Below are 22130 nucleotides of genomic sequence, written 5' to 3'. Positions count from 1 at the left end.
ACCCATACCAAATACGCCAACGGAGACAACATGATTCACAAGAAAGCGAGAGCCTCGACCCTCGTGCTCGCATTGCTGGCCGCCGCCGGCAGCGCCAGCGCGGTCATCACCATCCCCGGCAAGCAGATCGAAAACCTGAACCGCGGCGCGGTCGCGATCGCGAGCGCGAACGCGTCCAACCCGGGAGTCTTCATCAGCTGGCGCCAGCTGGCTACCGACGCCAATGGCACCAGCTTCAACGTGTACCGCGGCGCGACCCGGCTGAACGCCTCGCCCCTGAACGCACTGAACTTCACCGACCCGGGCGGCACTGCCACCGACAGCTACACCGTGCGCGAGGTCGTGAACGGCGTGGAGCAGCCGGGCAGCCCGGCCGGCGCCACCTGGGCAAAGCCCTACAAGTCGATCCCGGTGCAGGCGCCCCCGAGCGGCGTCACGCCCGCCGGCGAAGCCTATACCTATGAAATCAACGACGGCAGCCCGGCCGACCTGGACGGCGACGGCAGCTACGAGATCATCGTCAAGTGGCAGCCGAGCAATGCCAAGGACAACTCGCAGTCGGGCTACACCGGCAACACCTACCTGGATGCCTACAAACTCGACGGCACCCGCATGTGGCGCATCGACCTGGGCAAGAACATCCGCGCCGGCGCCCACTACACCACCTTCGTCGCCTACGACTTCGACGGCGACGGCCAGGCCGAGCTGATGGCGAAGACGGCCGACGGCACGGTCGACGGCCAGGGCGTGGTGATCGGTTCGCCGAGCGCCGACCACCGCAACAGCGCCGGCTACGTCCTCGCCGGCCCTGAATTCCTGACCGTGTTCAACGGCCTGACCGGCGCCGCCATGAAGACGGTGAACTACCTGCCGGCGCGCGGCAGCGTGTCGGCCTGGGGCGACAACTACGGCAACCGGGTCGACCGCTTCCTCGGCGGCGTGGCCAACCTCGACGGCAACCGCCCGAGCGCCATCTTCTCGCGCGGCTACTACACGCGCGCCGTGATCGCGGCCTGGGACTGGCGCGACGGCGCCTTGACCAGCCGCTGGGTGTTCGACACCGACGTCGCCGGCAGCGCGGCCAGGGGGCAGGGCGCGCACTGGTTCGCGACCGGCGACGCCAATGGCGACGGCCGCGACGACATCGTCTACGGCGCCGCCACCATCGACAGCTATGGCCAGCTGCTGTACACCACCAACCTGGGACATGGCGACGCGCTCCACTTCGGCAAGTTCGACCCGGACCGCGCCGGCCTGCAGGTCTACATGATCCACGAGTCGCCCGCCGCCTACGGCGCCAGCGGCTCCGGCCTGCACGACGCGGCGACCGGCGCCCTGATCTGGGGCGCGAGCGGCTCGAACGCCGACGTCGGCCGCGGCGTCTGCTTCGATGTCGACCCCAACTATCCCGGCGCGGAATGCTGGGCCTCGCGCGGCGGCCACCGCACGGTCACCGGCGCCCTGATCAACAGCACGGCACCGAGCTCGATGAACTTCGGTGTCTGGTGGGACGGCGACCTGCTGCGCGAACCGATGGGCAGCGTGGCGGTCCAGAAATGGAACCCGGCCACCAGGACCTTCTCCACGCTGCTCGATACCAGCAGCTACGGCGGCACGACCAACAACGGCACCAAGGCCACGCCGGTGCTCACCGCCGACCTGTTCGGCGACTGGCGCGAAGAGATTGTCGTGCGCAACAGCAGCAATACCGAGCTGATGGTGTTCAGCACCGCGATTCCGACCACCACCCGCATCAACACCCTGATGCACGACCCGCACTACCGCAGCCAGGTGGCGGCGCAGAACGCCGGCTACAACCAGCCGCCGCATACCAGCTTCTACCTCGGCCATGGAGCGACTTCCTTCCCGCAGGCCCCGGTGCACGTGCCCTACGACGGCACCGGGACGGTGCAGGCCGAGACCGCGATCGTCGGCGGCGGCACCGCCGTGAAAAGCGACCGCGGCGGCTACCGCCAGCTGGGCTTCCTGAACTTCCCCCTGAATGGCGGCGCCGCGGAGTTCCAGCGCATCAACGGCGGGGCGGGCGGCGCCAGGACCATCACGATCCGCTACGCGAACGGCAACCCGACCCCGCGTACCGGCGTGCTGCGCGTGAACGGCGTGGCCCAGGCGATCACCTTCCGGGTCACCGGCAGCTGGACCACCTGGACCACCATGAGCGCCACCGTCAACCTGGCCCCCGGCCAGAACAACACGCTGCGCTTCGAATCGACCGGCCAGGGCCTGGGCAATATCGACGAGCTGATCGTCCCGTAATGAACAAAATGCATAAGGTGATCCGGATGAAAAAACTTCACATGCTGTTTGCGCTGTTCCTTGGCCTCCTCGCCCAGGCCGCGTGGGCCGCGCCGATCGGTTGGTACGAGTACGGGGCGACCTGGCGCGACGGGACTTTCCAGGGCCGCTTCCATTACGACAGCGCGTCCCCGGCGCGCATCACGGCGGTCGAGGGCCTGCTCTCGACGTCGGTCCAGGCCACGGCCATCGACCAGGTCTACTACCTCGACTACGACCAGCCCGCCGATTGGCACTTCCTCGCCAATACCAACCCGGCCGACCCGGGCGGCCATGACGCGGGCTTCTACCTCACGCTGCTCGACCTCGGCGCCTCCTTGAGCATCGACCTGTCCGGCCAGAACGGACTGTATGACTGGAGCAGGTTCGAGGAAGCCTACATCGACGACTCGCCCCTGCTGTCGTTCACGCTGCGGGAAGCGAGCGCCGTGCCGGAGCCGGGCAGCGCCATGCTGCTGCTGGGCGGGATGGCGGGCCTGGCCGCGCTGCGCCGCAGGAAGGGCAAGGGGGATTGATGTCGCGCCGCCCGCTGTCGGTCGCCGCCGGCATCCTGCTGGCGCTCCAGCTGTCCTGGAGCGCCCCGGCCGGCGCCGCCGCACCCTCCGTGGTGCAGGTGGCGCAGGCGGCCTATCCCGAGCTGCCCCTGAAGGTGAGCCTCGACCGCCCGGACTGGACCTACCGCGCGGGCGAGCACGCGATCTTCCGGATCAGTATCGACAAGAAGCCCTATCCGCGCGAAGGCATCCGGATCAGGTATCGCCTGGGACCGGACATGCTGGAGGGGCCGGAGCGCAGCGCGGTGGTGCCGGAGGACGGTCTGTTGCTGGCGGCGCCGGGCGGGGACAGGCCGGGATTCGTGCGCTGCATCGTCAGCGCCAGCATCGACGGCAAGGCGCTCGAAGCGGCGGCGACGGCGGCCTTCAGCCCGCTGGAGCTGCGCCCGGTGCAGGCGGAACCCGAGGATTTCGACGCCTTCTGGGCGGCGCAGAAGCGCGAGCTGGCCAAGGTCGAGCCGGCGTTCCGGCTGCTGCCGGCGCCGGCGCTGTCCACGCCGGAAGTCGAGGTGTCCTATCTCAGCTTCCAGAACGTGGGACCGGGCACCCGCACCACCCGCATGTACGGCGTGCTCTCGGTGCCGCGCGGGGAGGGGCCGTTCCCGGCGGTGCTGCAGGTGCCGGGCGCCGGCGTGCGCGGCTACAAGGGCACGCCGGAGCTGGCCGCGAAGGGCTTCATCACGCTGCAGCTCGGGATCCATGGCATCCCCGTGGACCTGCCGGCGGAACTGTACGAGCAGCTCAACGCCGGCGCGCTGGCCGGCTACAACCGCTTCAACCTGGACGACCGCCACGCTTATTACTACCGCCGGGTCTACCTGGGGACGCTGCGCGCCCTCGACTACCTGGTGCAGCACCCGAAGTGGAACGGCAGGCAGCTCGCCACCCAAGGCGGCAGCCAGGGCGGCCAGCTGGCGATCATGGCCAGCGCCCTGCATCCGCGCGTGTCGCTGACGATCGCGTCCTACCCGGCCTACAGCGACGTCACCGGCTACCTGCACGAGCGCGCCGGCGGTTGGCCCGCGCTGTTCCGCAAGGACGGGGAGGGGCGAAGGCAGGACCAGCCGGTCGAGCCGAAGGCCGCCACCTCGGCCTACTACGACACCGCGAACTTTGCCAGACGCCTGCGCACCCCGGTGCTGTACTACGCCGGCTACAACGATACCGTGACGCCGCCGACGTCGACCTTCGCGGTGTACAACGTGATTCCGACCGCCCGTACCCTGGTGGTCGAGCCGGACCAGGTGCACCTGACGTCGCAGGCGCACCGCGACACGATCGAGCGCTGGCTGCTCGAGCACGCGGCGGGCAAGCGCTGATGGCGGTCTTTGCGTTCACCTTGCGAATCGATCAAGTCCTTGATTACTTCGCGCCCGCCGGAGGATCGGCTGCCCGTCCTTCGTCTTTATGGATGACGGCCCCGTGCGGCCTGCCGCACGGCCGTCGACTCCATGGGCTTCTTTCGCTTGGAAGACGCTCTTACGCACGGTCCGTCGCGGCCGTGCTTTTTTTTGTCCAGCAGGATCATTCATGAGCAAGTCCTTCGTACACAAGCCCTCCCTCCTTGCCGGCGCCATCGGCGTCCTGGTGGCCTCGCTGTCCTGCGCGGCCGCCGCCCAGGACCCGGTGGTGTTCGACCGCATCGCCGAGGTCGCCGCGCGCGTGGCGTCCCCGCCGCCGGACGCCAGGCCGCTGGTGCGCTGGTGGTGGTTCGGCCCCGCCGTGGTGCCGGCCCAGCTGGAACGCGAGATCGCGGCCATGAAGGCCGGCGGCTTCGGCGGCTTCGAGATCCAGCCGGTGTACCCGATGGAACTCGACGATGCGGCGCGCGGCATCAGGAACCTGCCCTACCTGTCGACGGAGTTCCTGGACGCCGTCTCCTTCGCCAACCGCCAGGGCCGCGCGCAGGGGCTGCGCGTGGACATCACGCTCGGTTCGGGCTGGCCCTTCGGCGGGCCGCACGTCAAGGTCCAGCACGCCGCGGCGCGCCTGCGCCTGGCCAGCATCGAGGTGCCGGCCGGGAGCGGGAGCTTCGCGCTGCCGGCGGTGATGAACGGCGAGCGCCTGCTGGCCACCTTCGTCGCCCCCGGCAATGCCAAGCAGTACGAGGCCGGCAAGCTGCAGCGCATCGGGGCGAGTGCGGACGCCGGCGGCCGCGCCGCCATCGCGCCGGACGCAGCGGAGCGCGTGGTGCTGGCCTATATCGCCACCCGCACCGGCCAGCAGGTCAAGCGTCCGGCGCTCAATGCCGAAGGCTTCGTGCTCGACCACCTGAACCGCGAGGCGGTCGAGCACCACCTCAAGACCGTGGCCGAACCGCTGTTGAAGGCCTTCGGTGAGCAGCCGCCCTACGCGGTGTTCTCGGACAGCCTCGAGGTCTATGGCAGCGACTGGACCGCCGACTTCGTCGAGGAATTCCGCAAGCGGCGCGGCTACGACGTGCTGGCGCACCTGCCGGCCATCTTCAACGGCATCGGCGAGCAGGCCGGCGCGCTCAAGCGCGACTGGGCGCTGACCCAGACCGAACTGGTGAACGAGCGCTACCTTACCCCGATGGACGACTGGGCCAGGGCCCACAAGACCCGGTTCCGCTCCCAGACCTATGGCGAGCCGGCGGTATCGATGTCGAGCAACCGCCTGGTGGCGCTGCCTGAAGGCGAGGGGCCGCAGCACCGCGCCTTTTCCTTCACCCGCCTGGCGACGTCCGCCGGCCACCTTTACGGGCGCCCGGTGATCTCGGCCGAGACCTGGACCTGGCTGAATTCGCCGGCCTTCTCGGCCACCCCGCTCGACATGAAGGCCGAGGCCGACCGCATGCTGCTCGAGGGTGTGAACCTGTTCGTCGGCCACGGCTGGCCGTATACGCCGCCCGGGACCCGTGCGCCCGGCTACGCCTTTTATGCGGCGGCCGTGTTCAACGATCACAACCCCTGGTGGAACGTGATGCCGGACGTGAACGCCTACCTCACGCGCATGAGCTGGCTGATGCGCCAGGGGGCACCCGCCAACCAGGTAGCGGTGTTCCTGCCCAATGACGACGTCTACGCGCGCCTGGTGCCGGGCAAGGTTTCACTCTCGGCCGAGATGCACCACTACGTCACGCCCGAGCTCACCGCCCAGGTCCTGGACGCCGGCCACAACCTCGACTACGTCGATGCCGAATCCATCCTCGCGCTCGGCCTGAAGCACCCGGTGCTGGTGATGCCGCGCGTGCGCCGGCTGGCGCCCGAGGTGCTGGACAAGCTGGCCGCCTACGTGCGCGGCGGCGGCAAGATCATCGCCGTGGGCGGCACGCCGTCGATGGCGCCGGGCTACCTCGATGCCGCGCGGATCTCCGCGCAGGTTGCGGCAGCTTCGAAGGCCCTGTTCGCATCCGGTCCGAACGTGCAGGTGGTGGCCGACGATACGGCGGTGGGCGCGGCGCTGGACAAGGCGCTGGTGCCGGACTTCAGGCTGGCCTCCAACGCCGCCGAGGTCGGCTTCGTGCGCCGCAAGCTGGCGGACGCCGACATCTACTTCGTCGCCAACACCGGCAATACGGTGGTGGACACCACGGCCACGCCCGGCGTGCGGCGCGCGCATGCGGCCTGGCTGGATCCGCACAGCGGCAGGTTGACGCGCGCCCCCGCCGGCGGCCCGCTGCCGCTGGCGCTGGCCCCCTACGAGTCGCGCGTGCTGGTGCTGTCCGATACGCCGCTGGCGGCCGCCGAGGCCCCGCGTCCGGGCCCGGCCAGCGTGCTGGCCGACCTCGGGCGCGACTGGCAGGTCGCCTTCCCCGGCAGCGCGGCCAAGCGGCCGATGCCGCAGCTGCGCTCCTGGACGGACGAAGAGGCGACCCGCTACTTCTCCGGCGTGGCGACCTACAGCAAGACCGTCAGGCTGGACGCCACCCTGCTTGCGGGCCAGCGCGTACTGCTGGACTTTGGCCCGGGCACGGCGCTGGCGAGCACGCCCAAGGTGCCGGCCGGGATGCGCGCCATGCTGGACAGCCCGGTGCGCGAGGCGGCCGAGGTCTGGGTCAACGGCAAGCGCGCCGGCGCGGTCTGGCATCCGCCGTATCGCGTCGACGTGACGCAGTACCTGACCCCGGGCAGCAACCGCATCGAGGTCAAGGTCGCGAACCTGGCCCTAAATGCGCTGGCGGGGCAGGCGCTGCCGGATTACCGTCTGCTGTCGGCGCGCTACGGCCAGCGTTTCGTCCCGCAAGACACCCAGCTGATCGCGCCGCGCCCGGCAGGCATCCTGGGGCCGGTCCGGCTGGTCGGGGAAAAGGCCCTGTAATGCCTGGACGGCACGCTCAGTGCGCGAACAGGACCGGCAGCGGCGCGCGGTCGAGCAGCAGGCGGGTCACGCCGCCCAGCACGATCTCGCGGTAGCGGCTATGGCCAAAGGCACCGGTCACCAGCAGGCCGGCGCCGCAGGCCCGCGCGACGCCGAGCAGGGCCTCGCCCACTGGGACCCCGGTGCGCTCCACCAGCACCTCGACGCGCACCCCGTGGCGCGCCAGGAAGAGCGCCATGTCGGCGCCAGGCTCCTCGCCGTGCAGGCCGGATTCGAGGTCCGGGTTGACCAGCGCCAGGCGCACCGTGCCGGCGCGCGCCAGGAGCGGCATGGCGGCGCCGATGGCGCGGATCGCCTGGGCGCTGCCGTCCCAGCCGACCACCACGCTGTCGGCGATCGGCGCGCCGCCGTAGGAGGGCGGCACCACCAGCACCGGGCGCACGCCGTGCATGGCCAGGTACTGCGGCAGGCCGCGCACGGTGGCGGCGTCGCCCGCGTCCTGGCCGGTCACGACCAGATCGGCATAGCGCGCCTGCAGCAGCAGGGCGTCGCGGTTCTCGTCCTCGACCAGGCGTTCCTCGATCGAGTCCACGCCCAGCTGGCAGGCGCGCTCGGCGAAGCGCTGCAGGCTTGCCTGCGCCATGCTGCGCAGGGAGTCGAATTCGGCGACCGGCGACACCGCCATCGAGCCGGTGAGCATGGCGTAGGCGGGCCAGGACAGGCCGGTGGCGGCGCACCCCACCAGGTGCGCGGCGTGGCTGTTGGCAAGCCAGGCGGCGGCGCGCAGGCGGGCGTCCAGCAGCGGGCTTTCGTCGACATGGACAATGATGGTCTTGTACACGGCAGCACCTCCTGCGAATACGTCGCGGCAGCGATGACTCTACGCCGAGTGGACGGCTGTGTCAGACGTGCGCCTGATGCAGATCAAATCTTTGTCGAATTTCGGTGTTCATGCGCCGCGGTAGCGGATGGCGTCGATGACCAGGCCCAGCGCACGCGAGGAATGGCGCCGGCTGGGGTAGAAGGCGTGCAGCCCGGGAAAGCTCGGGCACCAGTCTTCCATCACGCTCATCAAGCGGCCGGCCCGGACGTGGTCGGCGACCATGTCCTCGGGCAGGAAGGCCAGGCCGTTGCCGCTCAGTGCGGCATCCAGGTGGTGGCTGACATCGTTGAAGACGGCCTGGCCGCGCACCCGCGCCTCGATGTCCTCGCCCTTGTGGCGCAGTTCCCAGGCGTAGATGCCGCCGCTGCTGGACAGGCGCAGCGTGATGCAGTTGTGCTTCATGAGGTCGGCAACCGAGGCGGGCGTCGGGCGCCGTTCGAAGTAGGCGGGCGCGCCGACGATGCGCATCGGGACGTCGCTGGTGAGGCGCACGGCGACCATGTCCTTGTCGACCTGGTCGCCGTGGCGTACGCCGATGTCGAAACGCTCGGCGGCGATGTCGACGATGCGGTAGTCGGCGCTGAACTCGACGTGCAGGTCGGGGTATTGCGGCAGCAGCGGGGCGATGCGCGGCCACAGGACCTGTTCGACCACGTGGTCGACGGCGGTGATGCGGATGGTGCCCACCGGCTTGCCGCCGAGGTCGCTGATGTCGGCGATCTCGGCCTCGATCTCTTCCAGCCTGGGGGCGACGTTCTGGATCAGGCGCTCGCCGGCCTCGGTGGGCGAGACGCTGCGCGTGGTGCGCTGGAGGAGACGCACGCCCAGGCGCTGTTCGAGCGAGCGCACGATGTGGCTGAGCGCCGACTGGGTCATGCCCAGCCTGGCCGCGGCGCGGGTGAAGCTGCGTTCGCGCGCGACGGCGAGGAACACGAGGATGTCGTTGATGTTGTCGCGAGCCATCGATAGGGGCGGAAGTGGGAATTATGCAAATTTTCTCACGAATCGGGCGGGTCATTCATGACGTGCATTCATAAGCCCATGCAATTTCCAATACGTTTTTTGCTACCGTCAGCCGCTACCATGCTCCCTTTGCAAGAACATGGAAGGATCCAGCATGACTGTCAACGCATACGGCGCCCACGCGGGCGACCAGCCCCTCGGCCCGATCGCCATCACGCGCCGCGCGCCCGGCGCGCACGACGTCGAGATCGACATCGCTTTCTGCGGCGTTTGCCATTCGGACCTGCACCAGGTGCGCGGCGAATGGGCCGGCACGGTCTACCCCTGCGTGCCGGGCCACGAGATCGTCGGGCAGGTGTCCGCCGTCGGCGCCCACGTCCGAGGCTTCGCGGTGGGCGACCTGGTCGGCGTCGGCTGCATGGTCGACAGCTGCCGCAGCTGCCCCGACTGCGACGCGGGCCTGGAAAACTACTGCGACGGCATGGTCGGCACCTACAATTCGCCGACCCCGGACGCGCCCGGCCATACGCTGGGCGGCTATTCCGAGCGCATCGTCGTGAACGAGCGCTACGTGCTGCGCGTGCGCCACGATCCCTCCCAGCTGGCGGCGGTCGCGCCGCTGCTGTGCGCGGGCATCACCACCTGGTCGCCGCTGCGCCACTGGCAGGCTGGCCCCGGCAAGCGGGTGGGCATCGTCGGCATCGGCGGCCTGGGCCACATGGGCATCAAGCTGGCGCGTGCGCTGGGCGCCCACGTGGTGGCCTTCACGACCTCGGAATCGAAGCGCCGCGATGCCGAGGCGCTGGGCGCGCACGAGGTCGTGGTCTCGCGCGATCTGGAAGCCATGGCGGCGCAAGGGAGGCGCCTCGACCTGATCGTGAATACCGTGGCGGCCCCGCACGACCTCGACGCCTATCTGTCCCTGCTGAAGCGCGACGGCACCATGGTGCTGGTCGGCGCGCCATCCTCGCCGCACCCGTCGCCGCAGGTCTTCAACCTGATCATGAAGCGCCGCGCGCTGGCCGGCTCGATGATCGGCGGGATCCCGGAAACCCAGGAGATGCTGGACTTCTGCGCCGAACACGGCATCGTCGCCGACATCGAGATGATCGAGGCAAGCGAGATCAACGCCGCCTACGAACGCATGCTGGAAGGCAAGGTCAAGTACCGCTTCGTGATCGACAGCGCCACCCTCAAGGCTCGAGGGAAAGCGCTGCCGCGGGCTTCCATGGCAGACTAGGGTTTTGCCGCACTGGAGTCCGCATGAACGAACACATCCTCCCCGTCCCCCTCGAGAAGGCCTACCGGCTGCTCACGCATGGCCCGACCGTGCTGGTGTCGAGCAGCCACGAGGGCGTGGACAATGTCATGGCGGCGGCCTGGGCCTGCGCCCTCGATTTTGCCCCGCCCAAGCTCACCGTGGTGCTCGACAAGTCGACCCGCACCCGCGCCCTGGTCGAGGGCAGCGGCAGCTTCGTGATCCAGCTGCCCACGGTGGCGCAGCTGCGCCTGACCCAGGAGGTGGGGAACCGCTCGCTCGATGCCGAGCCGGACAAGCTGGCCCAGGCCGGCGTCGTCCTGAAACGTATGGAAGGGGTGGCGGCGCCGCTGGTGGAAGGCTGTTCGGCCTGGCTGGCCTGCCGGCTGGTGCCGGAACCGCACAACCAGCAGGCCTACGACCTGTTCATCGGCGAGGTGACGGCCGCCTGGGCCGATGCGCGCGTGTTCCGCGACGGCCACTGGCATTTCGAGACGGCCGATCCGTCCTGGCGCAGCATCCACCACGTCGCCGGCGGCAACTTCTATGCGATCGGCGAAGCGGTGCGCGCCGCCGACTGAGGCCGCCGCGCCCTGGGGAAGCCCTAGTGCGGGCCGCGGGTATCGGACTTGGCGGGCTGGGCGGCGGCGGTCTTGATCTCGGTGCCCTGGTGCAGCGAGATGCGCCAGCCTTCGGGCTGGCGGGTCCAGACCCGCACGTAGCGGCCGCGCAGCGGCTGGGCCGTGCCGAGGTCGAGGCGGGCGGCGCGCCAGGTGCCGGTGACGATCGCCACGTCCTCGTTCACGACCTCGACCTCCATGTCTTCCAGCCCATAGTTGCGGATGCGGTACTCGTCGCGCGCCAGCGCCTGCAGGAACTCGGTCTTGGAACGCAGCCTGCCGTTGGTCTCGACGTGGCGATAATTGCCGCCCATGAGGCGGCGCAGCAGCTCGATGTCACGTTCGTTCAGCGCGAGGGCGCGCTGGCGCTCGGCCTCGCGCACGCCGAGTCTGGCATCGCGCGCGGCGGCGTCGGAGGCGACGGCGTGGAAGGGCAGCAACAGGCTGGCGAGGCAAAGGAGGACGGCGGGAAGAGGGCGCATGGCTGGTCTCGAATCATACTGCAACGACGATGGGCGGGCTTTCCTTAGAATAATGTCACAGATTTACTGGAATGCGACACATTGTTGGTACTTGTGACACCTTAATTTTGTGTCGGAAATGCAGTATCTGTTACAGTTCCACCTGGACGGCAGCCACGCCGTTAATTGATCACACGGACGTTATGCCTGCTGCCCCACTGCCTCCCGACGAACTTGACCGGCTGTCGATGCTCGACGCCCTCCACCTGCTCGATACCCCGCCCGAACCGGTGTTCGACCGCGTCACCCGCCTGGCCAGCCGCATGCTGGACGTGCCGATGGCGCTGTTCTCGCTGGTCGATGCCGACCGCCAGTGGTTCAAGTCGCGCGTCGGGATGGAACCGGGACAGACGCCGCGCGAACATGCCTTCTGCGCCCATGCGATCGGCATGAGCGCGCCGCTGGTGGTGCAGGACGCGCTGGAGGACGGGCGCTTCAGCGACAGCCCGCTGGTCAACGGTCCGCCCGGAATCCGTTTCTATGCCGGGGTGCCGATCCGTACCACGGCCGGCCTGGCGATCGGCACCTTGTGCGCGCTCGACACCAAGCCGCGCACGCTGAGCGAGGACGAGGCCGGCCTGCTGAACGACCTGGCCGCGATCCTGACCAAGGAAGTGCAGTACCGCGAGCGCATGGCGGTGGCGCGCGAGCAGCTGGCGCGTTCCAGCGCGGTGCTGGGCGCCAGCGAGGCGCGCTTCCGCAGCGTGTTCGACATCGCCAGCGTGGGCATCGCGCTGGTGGCGCCGGACGGCGGCTGGCTCAGCGTCAACAAGGCCCTGTGCGACATCGTCGGTTATGGCGAGGAAGAGCTGTGGAGCCGCACTTTCCGCCAGATCACCCACCCGGACGACGTCGACCTCGGCATGGACCAGATGCGCGCCATCCAGCGGGGCGAGCTCGACGGGTTCCGGCTCGAGAAGCGCTATATGCGCAAGGATGGCAGGCCGGTATGGGTCGCCCTTGACGTCTCGACCAAACGCAATGCCGCGGGGCAGGTCGAATACACGGTGGCGGTCATCAAGGACATCGACGCCCAGAAGGCGGCCCAGGATGCGCTGTCCGCCCTGAATGCCGACCTGGAACGCCGGGTACAGGCGCGCACCGCCGAGCTGCACGCGCGCGAGGCGGAAATCCGCAGCGTGGTGGAAAACGCCTACGACGCCTATATCAGCCTGGACGAGGAGGGCCTGGTCACGGCCTGGAACCGCCAGGCCGAGGACACCTTCGGCTGGCCGCGCGACGAGGCCCTGGGCCGCAGCCTGGACGAGCTGATCATCCCGGACGAATACCGCGAGCGCCATCGCCACGGCATGCGGCGCTTCCTGGCGACCCGGCTCGCCAGCGCCGTCGACCAGCGCCTCGAACTGCCGGCGCTGCGGCGCGACGGCAGTGCGCTGACGGTCGAGGTGCGCATCCGCGCGCTCGAGTCGAACGGGCGCACGGTGTTCAGCGCCTTCCTGCACGACATCACCGAGCGCAAGCAGGAACAGGCCCAGCGCGAATACGAGAACCGGCACGACCTGCTCACGGGCCTGTTGAACCGGCGCGCGCTGCTGGAGGCGATTCCGGTAGCCCAGTCGCGCGCCAGCCGCAGCGGCAAGGCGGTCGGCATGCTGTTCATCGACCTGGACGGCTTCAAGGCGGTGAACGATTCGCTCGGCCACGAGGCCGGCGACATCTTGCTGCGCGAGATCGCCGGGCGCCTGCGCGCCGGGGTGCGCAAGACCGACAGCGTCTACCGCCTGGCCGGCGACGAGTTCACCGTGTTGCTCGAGGACATGGCCGACACCTTCGACGATGCCCACACCGTGGCCGAGAAGCTGATCTCGAGCATTTCCGAGCCGGTGATGCTGCCGGGACGGGCGATGCGCGTGCGCGCCAGCATCGGCATCTCGCTCGACAGCGGCAACGCCGTGCGCGCGCCGGAAGAACTCCTGAAGGAAGCCGACCACTTCATGTACCAGGCCAAGAAGGCCGGGCGTGGACGCGTGTGTTCGGCGCGCTCTCCTTACTAAGCCTTATTCGAGTTCCAGGTGTCCAAAAAAGTTGCTTGACCTTCCCATCGTGGGAAGGAATATCCTTCGGGTATGGCATTCCATGATTGAAGGAAGCAAATGGACACGAGAACGCATCCCGAGGGCGCGACCCTCCTGAGTATCGAAGGCATGACCTGCGCGTCCTGCGTGGCACGGGTCGAAAAGGCCTTGCAGAAGGTGCCCGGCGTAAGCGCGGCGACGGTCAACCTGGCCACCGAGAAGGCCAGCGTGCATGGCGGCGCCGCGCTCGACGCGCTGGTGGCGGCGGTGCGCGCGGCCGGCTACGAAGCCGCCGCGGAGCCGGCGCCCGGCGCGGCCCGGCCCGAGGGCGACGGGAAGACCGGCGCCGGCCTGCCGGCCTGGTGGCCGGTGGCCCTGAGCGCGCTGCTGAGCATGCCGCTGGTGGCGCCGATGCTGGTGCAGCCCTTCGGCCTGAACCCGATGCTGCCCGGCTGGCTGCAGCTCGTCCTGGCGACCCCGGTCCAGTTCTGGCTGGGCGCGCGCTTTTACCGGGCCGGCTGGAAGGCCTTGCGTGCCGGCAGCGGCAACATGGACCTGCTGGTCGCGATCGGCACCAGCGCCGCCTACGGCCTGTCGCTGTACCTGCTGCTGGCGGGCAGTCACCACGGCACGCCCCACCTGTACTTCGAATCCTCGGCGGTGGTGATCACCCTGGTCCTGCTCGGCAAGTGGCTGGAGGCCCGCGCCAAGCGCCAGGCGGTGGCGGCGATCGGCGCGCTGGAAGCCCTGCGCAGCAACGATGCCCTGGTGCGGCGCGACGGCCGCGACCAGCGCATCCCGCTGGCCGAACTGCGCGTGGGCGAGCTGATGGTGGTGCGGCCCGGGGAACGGGTGCCCGCCGACGGCAGCGTGGAAGAAGGACGCAGCCACCTCGACGAATCCCTGTTGACGGGCGAATCCCTGCCGGTGGCCAAGGGCCCGGGCGATCGCGTGGCGGGCGGCGCCATCAACGCCGAGGGCCTGCTGCTGGTGCGCGCCACCGCGGTCGGCAGCGAGACGATGCTGTCGCAGATCATCCGCATGGTGGAAGACGCGCAGGCGGTCAAGGCGCCGATCCAGCGCCTGGTGGACCGCGTCAGCGCGGTGTTCGTGCCGGCCGTGCTGCTGGTGTCGCTCGTCACGCTGCTCGGCTGGGGCCTGGCGACGGGCGACTGGCAGGCGGCGCTGCTCAATGCGGTGGCGGTGCAGGTGATCGCCTGTCCGTGTGCGCTCGGCCTGGCCACGCCCGCCTCGATCATGGTCGGCACCGGCGCCAGCGCCCGCCACGGCATCCTGATCAAGGATGCGGAGGCGCTCGAAACCGCGCATGCGGTGGGCGTGGTCGTGTTCGACAAGACCGGCACCCTGACCGAAGGCCGTCCGCGCCTGGCCGCGCTCGAAGGCGCCGACGGCGAGCGGGTCTTGCGCCTGGCCGCGGCCGTACAGCAGGCCAGCAGCCATCCGCTGGCGCATGCGGTGCTGGAGGCCGCGCAGGCGCGCGGCGTCGCGCTGCAGCCGGTGGCGAACGCCCGGGCGCTGCCCGGGCGCGGGATGCAGGGGGAGGTGGAGGGCGCGATCGTCTTGCTCGGCAATGCGCGCATGATGCGGGAGCAGGGCGCCGCCACCGCCGCATGGGAGGCGCAGGCCGCCGCGCACGAGGCGCAGGGGCGCACCGTGTCCTGGCTGGCCCTGGCGCGTCCCGAAGGGGCCGAGGTGCTCGGCCTGCTGGCCTTCGGCGACAGCCTCAAGCCGGGTGCGGCCGCGGCGGTGGCGCGCCTGGCCGCCATGGGCATCGAGTCGGTCATGCTCACCGGTGACAGCGAGGGCGCCGCGCGTGCGGTTGCCGAGCAGGCCGGCATCGCGCGCTTCCATGCCGGGGTGCTGCCGGGAGACAAGGCCAGCCTGGTGGCGGAGCTGAAAGCGACCGGCCGCAAGGTGGCGATGGTCGGCGACGGCATCAACGATGCGCCGGCGCTGGCGGCGGCCGACGTCGGCATTGCGATGGCCAGCGGTACCGATGTCGCCATGCAGACCGCCGGCATCACGCTGATGCGCGGCGACCCCGGCCTGGTGGCCGATGCGGTGGCGATCTCGCAGCGCACCTATGCGAAGATCCGCCAGAACCTCGGCTGGGCCTTCGTCTACAACGTGGTCGGCATCCCGCTGGCCGCTTTCGGCCTGCTCAACCCGGTGCTGGCCGGCGCCGCGATGGCGCTCAGTTCGGTCAGCGTGGTGGCCAACGCGCTGCTGCTGCGCGGCTGGCGGCCCTCAACGGCAGCCGCGCCGCACGCCGCCAGGGAAGAATTCATTCACCAAGGGCCGGAAACGCCCGTTCAACCAGGAGCACGAGAAATGTACCAATTGACCGTAGAAGACATGAGCTGTGGCCACTGCGTCGGCCGCGTGACCAAGGCCGTGCAGGGCATCGACGAGGCGGCGAAAGTCAGCATCGACCTGCCGAGCAAGCGGGTGAGCATCGACAGCGATGCCGATCTCGACCGGATTGTTGCGGCGATCGACGCCGCCGGCTACCCGGTGAGCGCACGGAGCTGAGATATCAGAAAAACAAGTGCTTGAATGTCGCAAATGGGATATATTTTTATGTAAATTGATGAGGGCAAATAAGCGCCTGATACATATGCTTCGCATTCCATTGGGATGATCCATGCGATACGGTGTACTAGCAGAACCGGCAGATCTGGCGAAACACCCTCCCTCTGCTGCGCAGTTGCGCAACGTCCTCGTGGTGCTGGCGGTGCTGGCGGTTTTCTTTTCGCTGCTGGCGCCGTTTGCGCGCACGCCGCTGCCGGTAGCGCCGGAATTCATCCCGATGTACCAGTCGGTGCTCATCGGCAGCAACCTGCTCACCGGCATCCTCTTGCTGGGCCACGTGCATACCAGCCGTTCCTGGTCGCTCGGCATCCTCACGCTGGGCTACCTGTTCACGGCGCTGATCGCGCTGGCCCACCTCCTGACCTTTCCCGGCCTGTTCTCCGCCCACGGTGTGCTGGGCGGGAACGACCAGACCACGCCGTGGCTGTTCATGATCTGGCACGCGCTGTTCCCGCTGTTCGTGCTCGGCTATGCGGCCAGCTACCGGCGCCCCTTGCCGGCGCATTTCATGCGCGTCGGTGCACTCCTGACGGCGCTGTTCGTCTCGGCGCTGGTCCTGCTGTGCACCACCGGCGCCCCCTACCTGCCGGAGCTGATGGACGGGGACCGCTTTCGTCCCGCCTACCGCTGGATCAGCGCTTGCGTGCTGGCGCTGTCCTTGTACGCCCTGTGGAAGACGGCCCAGAAGCGCCCGCGCGCCGTGCTCGACGTCTGGCTGACGATCGCGATGTCGGCCTGGGCCTTCGAGGTCCTGCTGTCCTGCCTGCTCAACGGCGGACGCTTCGACCTCGGCTTCTACGCCGGGCGGCTGTACGGCCTGGCGGCCTCGCTGTTCGTGCTGGGCGCCGTCGCCATCGACAACATCGCCCTGCACGGGCGCCTGCGCGACACCTTCGAAGAAATGATCGAGACCCGTTCGCGCGCGCAGTGGCAGAGCCTGCTCGGCTCGGTGTTGCGCCAGCTGCCCGACGGCGTCTTGATCGTCGACCGCGAGGGCCGCTGCGTGATGGCCAACGACCTGGCCGAGCAGATGGCGGCCCGTTTCGAGCACACCGGCAAGGGCGGCATGGCCGGCCCGGCCGCGATGCTGTCCCTGATCGGCGAGCCGGTGCGGCGCGCGGTCCGCGGCGAAGCCTTCCGCGATGCCGTGCTCGAGAGCCTGACGCGCGACGGGCGGCGCGTGTATTCGGTCAGCGGGGCGCCCCTGCGCGACGCCGCGGCCGAGCTGGCGGCGGCGGTGATCGTGCTGGACGACATCACCGAACGGACCGAAGCGAACGCCGCGCTGGCGCGCGCGCTCGACCAGACGCGCTACCTCATCGAAAACACGCCGCTGGCCGTGATCGAATGGGACCGCGACTTCGTGATCCGCCTGTGGAACCGGCGCGCCGAGGAACTGTTCGGCTGGACGGCCGAGGAAGCGGTCGGGCAGCGCATCGACGCGCTGCCGGTGATCCACGAGGAGGACGCCGGCATGGTGGCCGGCGCGATGGGGCGCCTGCTCGATTCGGCCACGCGCTACGTCGAGTCGAGCAACCGCAACCGCACGCGCGACGGCCGCACGCTCTGCTGCGAATGGTACAACTCGGTGCTGCACGACGAGGACGGACGGATCGACCGGGTGTTCTCGCTGGTGCTGGACGTGAGCGAACGCGAGGAAGCGATGGAAGGCCTGAAGGAAGCCGACCGCCGCAAGGACGTCTACATCGCCACCCTGGCGCACGAGCTGCGCAACCCGCTGGCGCCGATCGCCAACGCCGCCTCGCTCCTGCGCGGCAAGGCGCTGCCCCAGGACCGCATCGACTGGATCGCCGCCATGGTCGGACGCCAGACCGGCCAGATGGCGCGCCTGCTCGACGACCTGCTCGACGTCACCCGCATCAGCCGCGGCAAGATCGAACTGCACCGCGCGCCGGTGGAGCTGGGCCGGCTGCTGCGCGACACCCTGCAGACCAGCATGCCGCTGATCGAGGCCGGGCGCCACACCGTGGCGCTCGACCTGTGCCAGGAGCCGGTCTGGGTCGATGCCGACGCGCTGCGCCTGACCCAGGTGCTGGCCAACCTGATCAACAATGCCGCCAAGTACACGCCGCCGGGCGGACGCATCGCGATCCTGCTGCAGGAAAGCGGCGGCGAGGCGCGGGTCGAGGTGAGCGACAACGGCATCGGCATCGAGCCGGACATGCTGGCGCGCGTGTTCGACGCCTTCGTCCAGGTGTCCAGCGCCAGCCACCTGGCGCAGGGCGGCCTGGGGATCGGCCTGTCGCTGGCCAAGGGCCTGGTCGAGCTGCACGGCGGCCGGCTGGCGGCGCATAGCGAAGGGCCGGGATATGGCTCGGCCTTCACGGTGACGCTGCCGGCGATCCGGCCGGCGGCCACGCCCGACGTGGCCGAGCAGCGCGGCGCCGCGGGTCCGCGCCTGGGCAAGCACGTGCTGGTGGCCGACGACAACGTCGATGCCGCCGAGTCCCTGGCCTGGCTGCTGCGCTCGGAAGGCGCGACGGTGGACGTGGCGCACGACGGCGCGGCCGCCCTGTGCCTGTTCAACGAACACCCGGCCGACATCGCGGTGCTGGACCAGGGCATGCCCGAGATGGACGGACTGGAGGTGGCGGCGATCCTGGCGCGGCGGGTGCCGCGCCCCTTCCTGGTGGCGGTGACCGGGCGCGGGCGGCAGGAGGATCGCGCGGCCTCGCTGGCGGCCGGCTTCGACGAGCACCTCACCAAGCCGGTGGCGCCGCAGCAGCTGATCGACCTGCTGGCGAAGATATAGCTGTGCAGGCGCGCAACAGCAGCCCGGCGAGATATTGCCGATAATGAAATGCACAGTTAGTATGCTCAGGATATTGACTTGGAGGGTGCGATGCAGATGCTGTTCCGCCTGTTCGGCCCGCGACGCAGGAAAAACCAGGAAGACATCGCCGCCCGCGCGGCCGAAGTGATCGTCCACGTCCTGTTCGACGTCGGGCTCGACCGTTTCCTGGCCGGCACCATCTTGCTCGACCGTGAATTCCGTCTGCGCTTCTACGCAGTGGCGCCGCAGCCGTCGCCCGCCATCCTGGCCAGCATCGCGGTGAGCGAGCTGGACGAGGCGCACCTGTTCCGCGCCCAGGTGCTCGAAGCCGGCATCGACGCCCCTCGGCTTGCCACCCACACCCGTATCATGGCCGACAGCATCATGGGGGCGCTGCGGATCCGCTCGCCGGCCCTGTGCGCGCTGCCGGCCACGCGCCGCGAGCGGCGCGGCATGCTGCGACCTTAGAAACGCGACAGGCCGTGCGCGCCGCCTCGTAAAGGGGCGCTATGCTTCTCGGACGGGGCGCAGGGGCGCCCGCGTCATCCGAGGAAAGGTCACCGCATGAGCGTTCGCAACCTCGAACACCTGTTCGCACCGAAGTCGGTGGCGCTGGTCGGCGCTTCCGAGCGGCCGGGCAGCCTGGGCGCGACGCTGCTGCACAACCTGCTGGCGGGCGGATTCAAGGGCGAGGTCTGGCCGGTCAACCCAAAGTACGGCGAGCTGGCCGGGCGGCGCTGCTATGCCAGCGTGTCCGAGCTGCCCGCGGCGCCGGCCCTGGCCGTGATCTGCACGCCGCCCGCGACGATTCCAGCGATCGTGCGCCAGCTGGGCGAGCGCGGCACCCGCGCCGCGGTGGTCCTGAGCAGCGGCATCAGCGATGGACGTACCGCGCGCGGCCGCGGCCTGCGCCAGGCCATGCTGGACGCCGCCCATCCCTACCTGCTGCGCCTGCTCGGGCCGAACAGCGCCGGCCTGCTGGCGCCCGGCCTGGGGCTCAACGCCAGCGTCGCCACCAGCGGCGCGCTGCCCGGGCGGATCGCCTTCGTGTCGCAGTCGGGCGCCCTGATGGTCGGGGTGCTGGACTGGGCGCGCACGCGTGGCATCGGCTTTTCCCACTTCATCGCGCTGGGCGACGCGGCCGACGTCGACCTGGGCGACGTGCTCGATTACCTGGCTAGCGACGGCGCCACCGGCGCCATCCTGCTCTACCTGCAGGACCTGCGCTATGCGCGCAAGTTCATGTCGGCCGCGCGCGCGGCGGCGCGCAGCAAGCCGGTGCTGGTGCTGCGCGCCGGGCGCGAGGACGATCCCCTGCCTTCCGCGGCCAGCGAAAGCGGCGCCCTGGCGCGCCGCGACGACGTGTTCGACGCCGCGATCCGGCGCGCCGGCATGCTGCGCGTGACCACCACCGACCAGCTGTTCTCGGCCGCCGAGACCCTGGCCTACGCGCGCCCGCTGCACGGCGAGCGCCTCGCCATCGTCAGCAACGGTGCGGGACCGGGCGTGCTGGCGCGCGATGCGCTGGCCTATGGCGGCGGGGTCGGGGCGCAGTTTTCAAACGAATCGCAGGCGCGCCTGGACGCGCTGCTGGCGCCGGGTTGGCGGCGCGGGAACGTGGTCAACCTGCAGGGCCGGGCGGCGCCCGAACTGTACCGCGAGACCCTCGAGATCCTGCTGGCCGACCCGCAGGTCGACGCGCTGCTGCTGATCCAGTCGCCCACCGCGACGGTGGCGAGCCGCGACGTGGCGGACGCCATCGCGCCGCTGGTGCGCAGCGCGTCCAAGACCCTGCTCTCGTGCTGGCTGGGCGGCAGCGCGGTATCCGAGGCCCGTGCCATCGCCTCGGGCGCGCGCCTGCCGGCCTATCGCACGCCGGAAGACGCGGTGGCCGGCTTCCTGCAGCTGGTGCACTACCGGCGCAACCAGAACCTCCTGATGGAGGTGCCGCCCTCGATGGTGGGCTCGGTGGCCCCCGACCGCGCCGCGGCGCGCGCGCTGGTGCGCGAGGCGGTCGCGAGCGGGCGCTACCTGCTGTCCGACCCCGAGACCAAGGCCATCCTGCGCACCTACGGCATGGCGGTGGTCGAGACGCGCCAGGCCGCCAGCGTGGAAGAGGCGGTGAGCGCCGCCCAGCGCATCGGCTACCCGGTGGCGGTCAAGATCCTGACGCCGGACGTGATGCACAAGTCGGACGTCGGCGGCGTGACCCTCGACCTCGACGGCGACGAGGGCGTGCGCGCGGCCGCCACGCGCATGCGCCGCCGCCTCGCCGAGCTGTTCCCGCAGGCGAAGTTCGAGGGCTACTCGGTGCAGGCCATGGTAAGGCGCAGCAACGCGCACGAACTGATCGTCGGGGCGGCGCTGGACGCCGTGTTCGGCCCGGTGATCGTGTTCGGGCAGGGCGGGGTGACGGTGGAAGTGGCCGACGACCATGCGGTCGGCCTGCCGCCCCTGAACCTGGTGCTGGCGCGCGACCTGGTCGACCGTACCCGCGTGGCCCGGCTGCTGGCCGGCTACCGCAACCGGCCGGCGGCCAACATGGACGCGGTGCTGGCCACGCTGGTGCAGGTCTCGCGCATGGTCGCCGACATTCCCGAGATCGTCGAGCTGGATTTAAATCCGCTGCTGGCCGACAGCCGCGGCGTCGTGGTGCTGGACGCGCGCATGCGCCTGGCGCTGGCCGACCGTTCCGGCAGCACCCTGGACCGGCTGGCGATCCGGCCCTATCCGCGCGAGCTGGAAGAGACCATCGATTGGCAGGGCGCGCCCCTGCTGCTGCGCCCGATCCGCCCGGAGGACGGTCCGGCCCACCTGGCCTTCTTCGATGCGCTCACGCCGGACGACGTGCGCTACCGGATGTTCGTCCGCGTGCGCGAACTGCAGCCCTCGCAGCTGGCGCGCTTCACCCAGATCGACTACGACCGCGAGATGGCGTTTATTGCCACCCGGCCCAATGCGCAAGGCGTGGCCGAGACGCTGGCGGTGGGGCGGGTGGTGGCCGATCCGGACAACATCACGGCGGAATTCGCGGTGACGGTGCGCTCGGACCTGAAGGGCATGGGGTTGGGCAAGCTCATGATGCAAAAGCTCATCGACTACTGCCGCGCGCGCGGCACGCGCGAGATCGTGGGCGAGGCGCTGCCGCAGAACTCGCGCATCACCGGGCTGGCCAAGCGAATGGGGTTTACCGTCAAGTCCACGGGTTTGGAAGGAATGCGAGAGATGCGCTTGGTGTTGTAGGGTGGGCAGGTTTCCTGCCCACGCGGTCAACCATCGTCAGCACGGTCG

At 69.9% G+C, this 22130-nt stretch carries 14 protein-coding genes; 11 read left to right on the top strand and 3 right to left on the bottom strand.

Annotated elements, in window-relative coordinates:
- Positions 1-30: 30 nt before the first annotated feature.
- The 4 genes from ACK6C6_RS12920 to ACK6C6_RS12905 all read left to right on the top strand — a co-directional run bounded on the left by ACK6C6_RS12920 (position 31) and on the right by ACK6C6_RS12905 (position 7151).
- Entirely contained in the window at positions 31-2277 is a 2247-nt protein-coding gene (locus ACK6C6_RS12920; protein WP_409267646.1) for a carbohydrate-binding protein, read from the top strand.
- A gap of 26 nt (positions 2278-2303) precedes the next feature.
- A complete protein-coding gene (locus ACK6C6_RS12915) occupies positions 2304-2831 on the top strand; it encodes a PEP-CTERM sorting domain-containing protein (protein ID WP_409267645.1) in 528 nt (175 codons plus the stop codon).
- Complete coding sequence (locus ACK6C6_RS12910; protein ID WP_409267644.1) at positions 2831-4189, top strand: acetylxylan esterase; 1359 nt, start codon at positions 2831-2833, stop codon at positions 4187-4189. The genes ACK6C6_RS12915 and ACK6C6_RS12910 overlap by 1 nt, the downstream gene beginning before the upstream one ends.
- Positions 4190-4400: 211 nt before the next feature.
- Positions 4401-7151 carry a glycosyl hydrolase gene (locus ACK6C6_RS12905; RefSeq protein WP_409267643.1) on the top strand — a complete coding sequence of 917 codons (2751 nt, stop codon included), beginning with the start codon at positions 4401-4403 and terminating at the stop codon, positions 7149-7151.
- Positions 7152-7167: 16 nt separating this feature from the next.
- Here the strand turns inward: ACK6C6_RS12905 and ACK6C6_RS12900 are convergent, their stop codons facing one another.
- Together ACK6C6_RS12900 and ACK6C6_RS12895 are read right to left on the bottom strand one after the other, a co-directional pair.
- Positions 7168-7992, bottom strand: a complete 825-nt coding sequence (locus ACK6C6_RS12900; protein WP_409267642.1) for a universal stress protein — start codon at positions 7990-7992, stop codon at positions 7168-7170.
- 108 nt (positions 7993-8100) lie between these two features.
- Complete coding sequence (locus tag ACK6C6_RS12895; protein WP_409267641.1) at positions 8101-8997, bottom strand: LysR family transcriptional regulator; 897 nt, start codon at positions 8995-8997, stop codon at positions 8101-8103.
- Between the two features lie 154 nt (positions 8998-9151).
- Between ACK6C6_RS12895 and ACK6C6_RS12890 the strand changes: the two genes are divergently transcribed.
- The gene (locus ACK6C6_RS12890; protein WP_409267640.1) at positions 9152-10237 is read left to right on the top strand and encodes an NAD(P)-dependent alcohol dehydrogenase; all 1086 of its coding nucleotides are present in this window, start codon (positions 9152-9154) and stop codon (positions 10235-10237) included.
- A gap of 23 nt (positions 10238-10260) precedes the next feature.
- Positions 10261-10836 carry a flavin reductase family protein gene (locus ACK6C6_RS12885; protein ID WP_409267639.1) on the top strand — a complete coding sequence of 192 codons (576 nt, stop codon included), beginning with the start codon at positions 10261-10263 and terminating at the stop codon, positions 10834-10836.
- Positions 10837-10859: 23 nt separating this feature from the next.
- Here ACK6C6_RS12885 and ACK6C6_RS12880 read toward each other — a convergent pair whose 3' ends face one another.
- Positions 10860-11357: a nuclear transport factor 2 family protein gene (locus ACK6C6_RS12880; RefSeq protein ID WP_409267638.1), complete on the bottom strand. Its 498-nt coding sequence runs from the start codon at positions 11355-11357 to the stop codon at positions 10860-10862.
- A gap of 182 nt (positions 11358-11539) precedes the next feature.
- Between ACK6C6_RS12880 and ACK6C6_RS12875 the strand changes: the two genes are divergently transcribed.
- From ACK6C6_RS12875 to ACK6C6_RS12855, 5 genes are all read left to right on the top strand, one after another.
- The gene (locus ACK6C6_RS12875) at positions 11540-13411 is read left to right on the top strand and encodes a PAS domain S-box protein (protein WP_409267637.1); all 1872 of its coding nucleotides are present in this window, start codon (positions 11540-11542) and stop codon (positions 13409-13411) included.
- Between the two features lie 99 nt (positions 13412-13510).
- The gene (locus ACK6C6_RS12870) at positions 13511-15985 is read left to right on the top strand and encodes a heavy metal translocating P-type ATPase (RefSeq protein ID WP_409267636.1); all 2475 of its coding nucleotides are present in this window, start codon (positions 13511-13513) and stop codon (positions 15983-15985) included.
- 175 nt (positions 15986-16160) lie between these two features.
- On the top strand, positions 16161-18818 hold the full coding sequence (locus ACK6C6_RS12865) for an ATP-binding protein (protein WP_409267635.1): 2658 nt from the start codon (positions 16161-16163) through the stop codon (positions 18816-18818).
- 90 nt (positions 18819-18908) lie between these two features.
- Complete coding sequence (locus tag ACK6C6_RS12860; protein WP_209588335.1) at positions 18909-19307, top strand: hypothetical protein; 399 nt, start codon at positions 18909-18911, stop codon at positions 19305-19307.
- Between the two features lie 96 nt (positions 19308-19403).
- Positions 19404-22082, top strand: a complete 2679-nt coding sequence (locus ACK6C6_RS12855; RefSeq protein WP_409267634.1) for a GNAT family N-acetyltransferase — start codon at positions 19404-19406, stop codon at positions 22080-22082.
- Positions 22083-22130: the final 48 nt, after the last annotated feature.

Source organism: Massilia sp. BHUDP2 (assembly GCF_046236355.1).
Classification (GTDB): Bacteria; Pseudomonadota; Gammaproteobacteria; order Burkholderiales; family Burkholderiaceae_D; genus Telluria; species Telluria varians.
This window is presented reverse-complemented; position numbering and strand designations above follow the sequence as displayed.

Bases quoted from the DNA above. Each gene is read 5' to 3' on its own strand.
- ACK6C6_RS12920 (WP_409267646.1), top strand. From the start codon at position 31: ATGATTCACAAGAAAGCGAGAGCCTCGACCCTCGTGCTCGCATTGCTG.
- ACK6C6_RS12915 (WP_409267645.1), top strand. From the start codon at position 2,304: ATGAAAAAACTTCACATGCTGTTTGCGCTGTTCCTTGGCCTCCTCGCC.
- ACK6C6_RS12910 (WP_409267644.1), top strand. From the start codon at position 2,831: ATGTCGCGCCGCCCGCTGTCGGTCGCCGCCGGCATCCTGCTGGCGCTC.
- ACK6C6_RS12905 (WP_409267643.1), top strand. From the start codon at position 4,401: ATGAGCAAGTCCTTCGTACACAAGCCCTCCCTCCTTGCCGGCGCCATC.
- ACK6C6_RS12895 (WP_409267641.1), bottom strand. From the start codon at position 8,997: ATGGCTCGCGACAACATCAACGACATCCTCGTGTTCCTCGCCGTCGCG.
- ACK6C6_RS12890 (WP_409267640.1), top strand. From the start codon at position 9,152: ATGACTGTCAACGCATACGGCGCCCACGCGGGCGACCAGCCCCTCGGC.
- ACK6C6_RS12885 (WP_409267639.1), top strand. From the start codon at position 10,261: ATGAACGAACACATCCTCCCCGTCCCCCTCGAGAAGGCCTACCGGCTG.
- ACK6C6_RS12880 (WP_409267638.1), bottom strand. From the start codon at position 11,357: ATGCGCCCTCTTCCCGCCGTCCTCCTTTGCCTCGCCAGCCTGTTGCTG.
- ACK6C6_RS12875 (WP_409267637.1), top strand. From the start codon at position 11,540: ATGCCTGCTGCCCCACTGCCTCCCGACGAACTTGACCGGCTGTCGATG.
- ACK6C6_RS12870 (WP_409267636.1), top strand. From the start codon at position 13,511: ATGGACACGAGAACGCATCCCGAGGGCGCGACCCTCCTGAGTATCGAA.
- ACK6C6_RS12860 (WP_209588335.1), top strand. From the start codon at position 18,909: ATGCAGATGCTGTTCCGCCTGTTCGGCCCGCGACGCAGGAAAAACCAG.
- ACK6C6_RS12855 (WP_409267634.1), top strand. From the start codon at position 19,404: ATGAGCGTTCGCAACCTCGAACACCTGTTCGCACCGAAGTCGGTGGCG.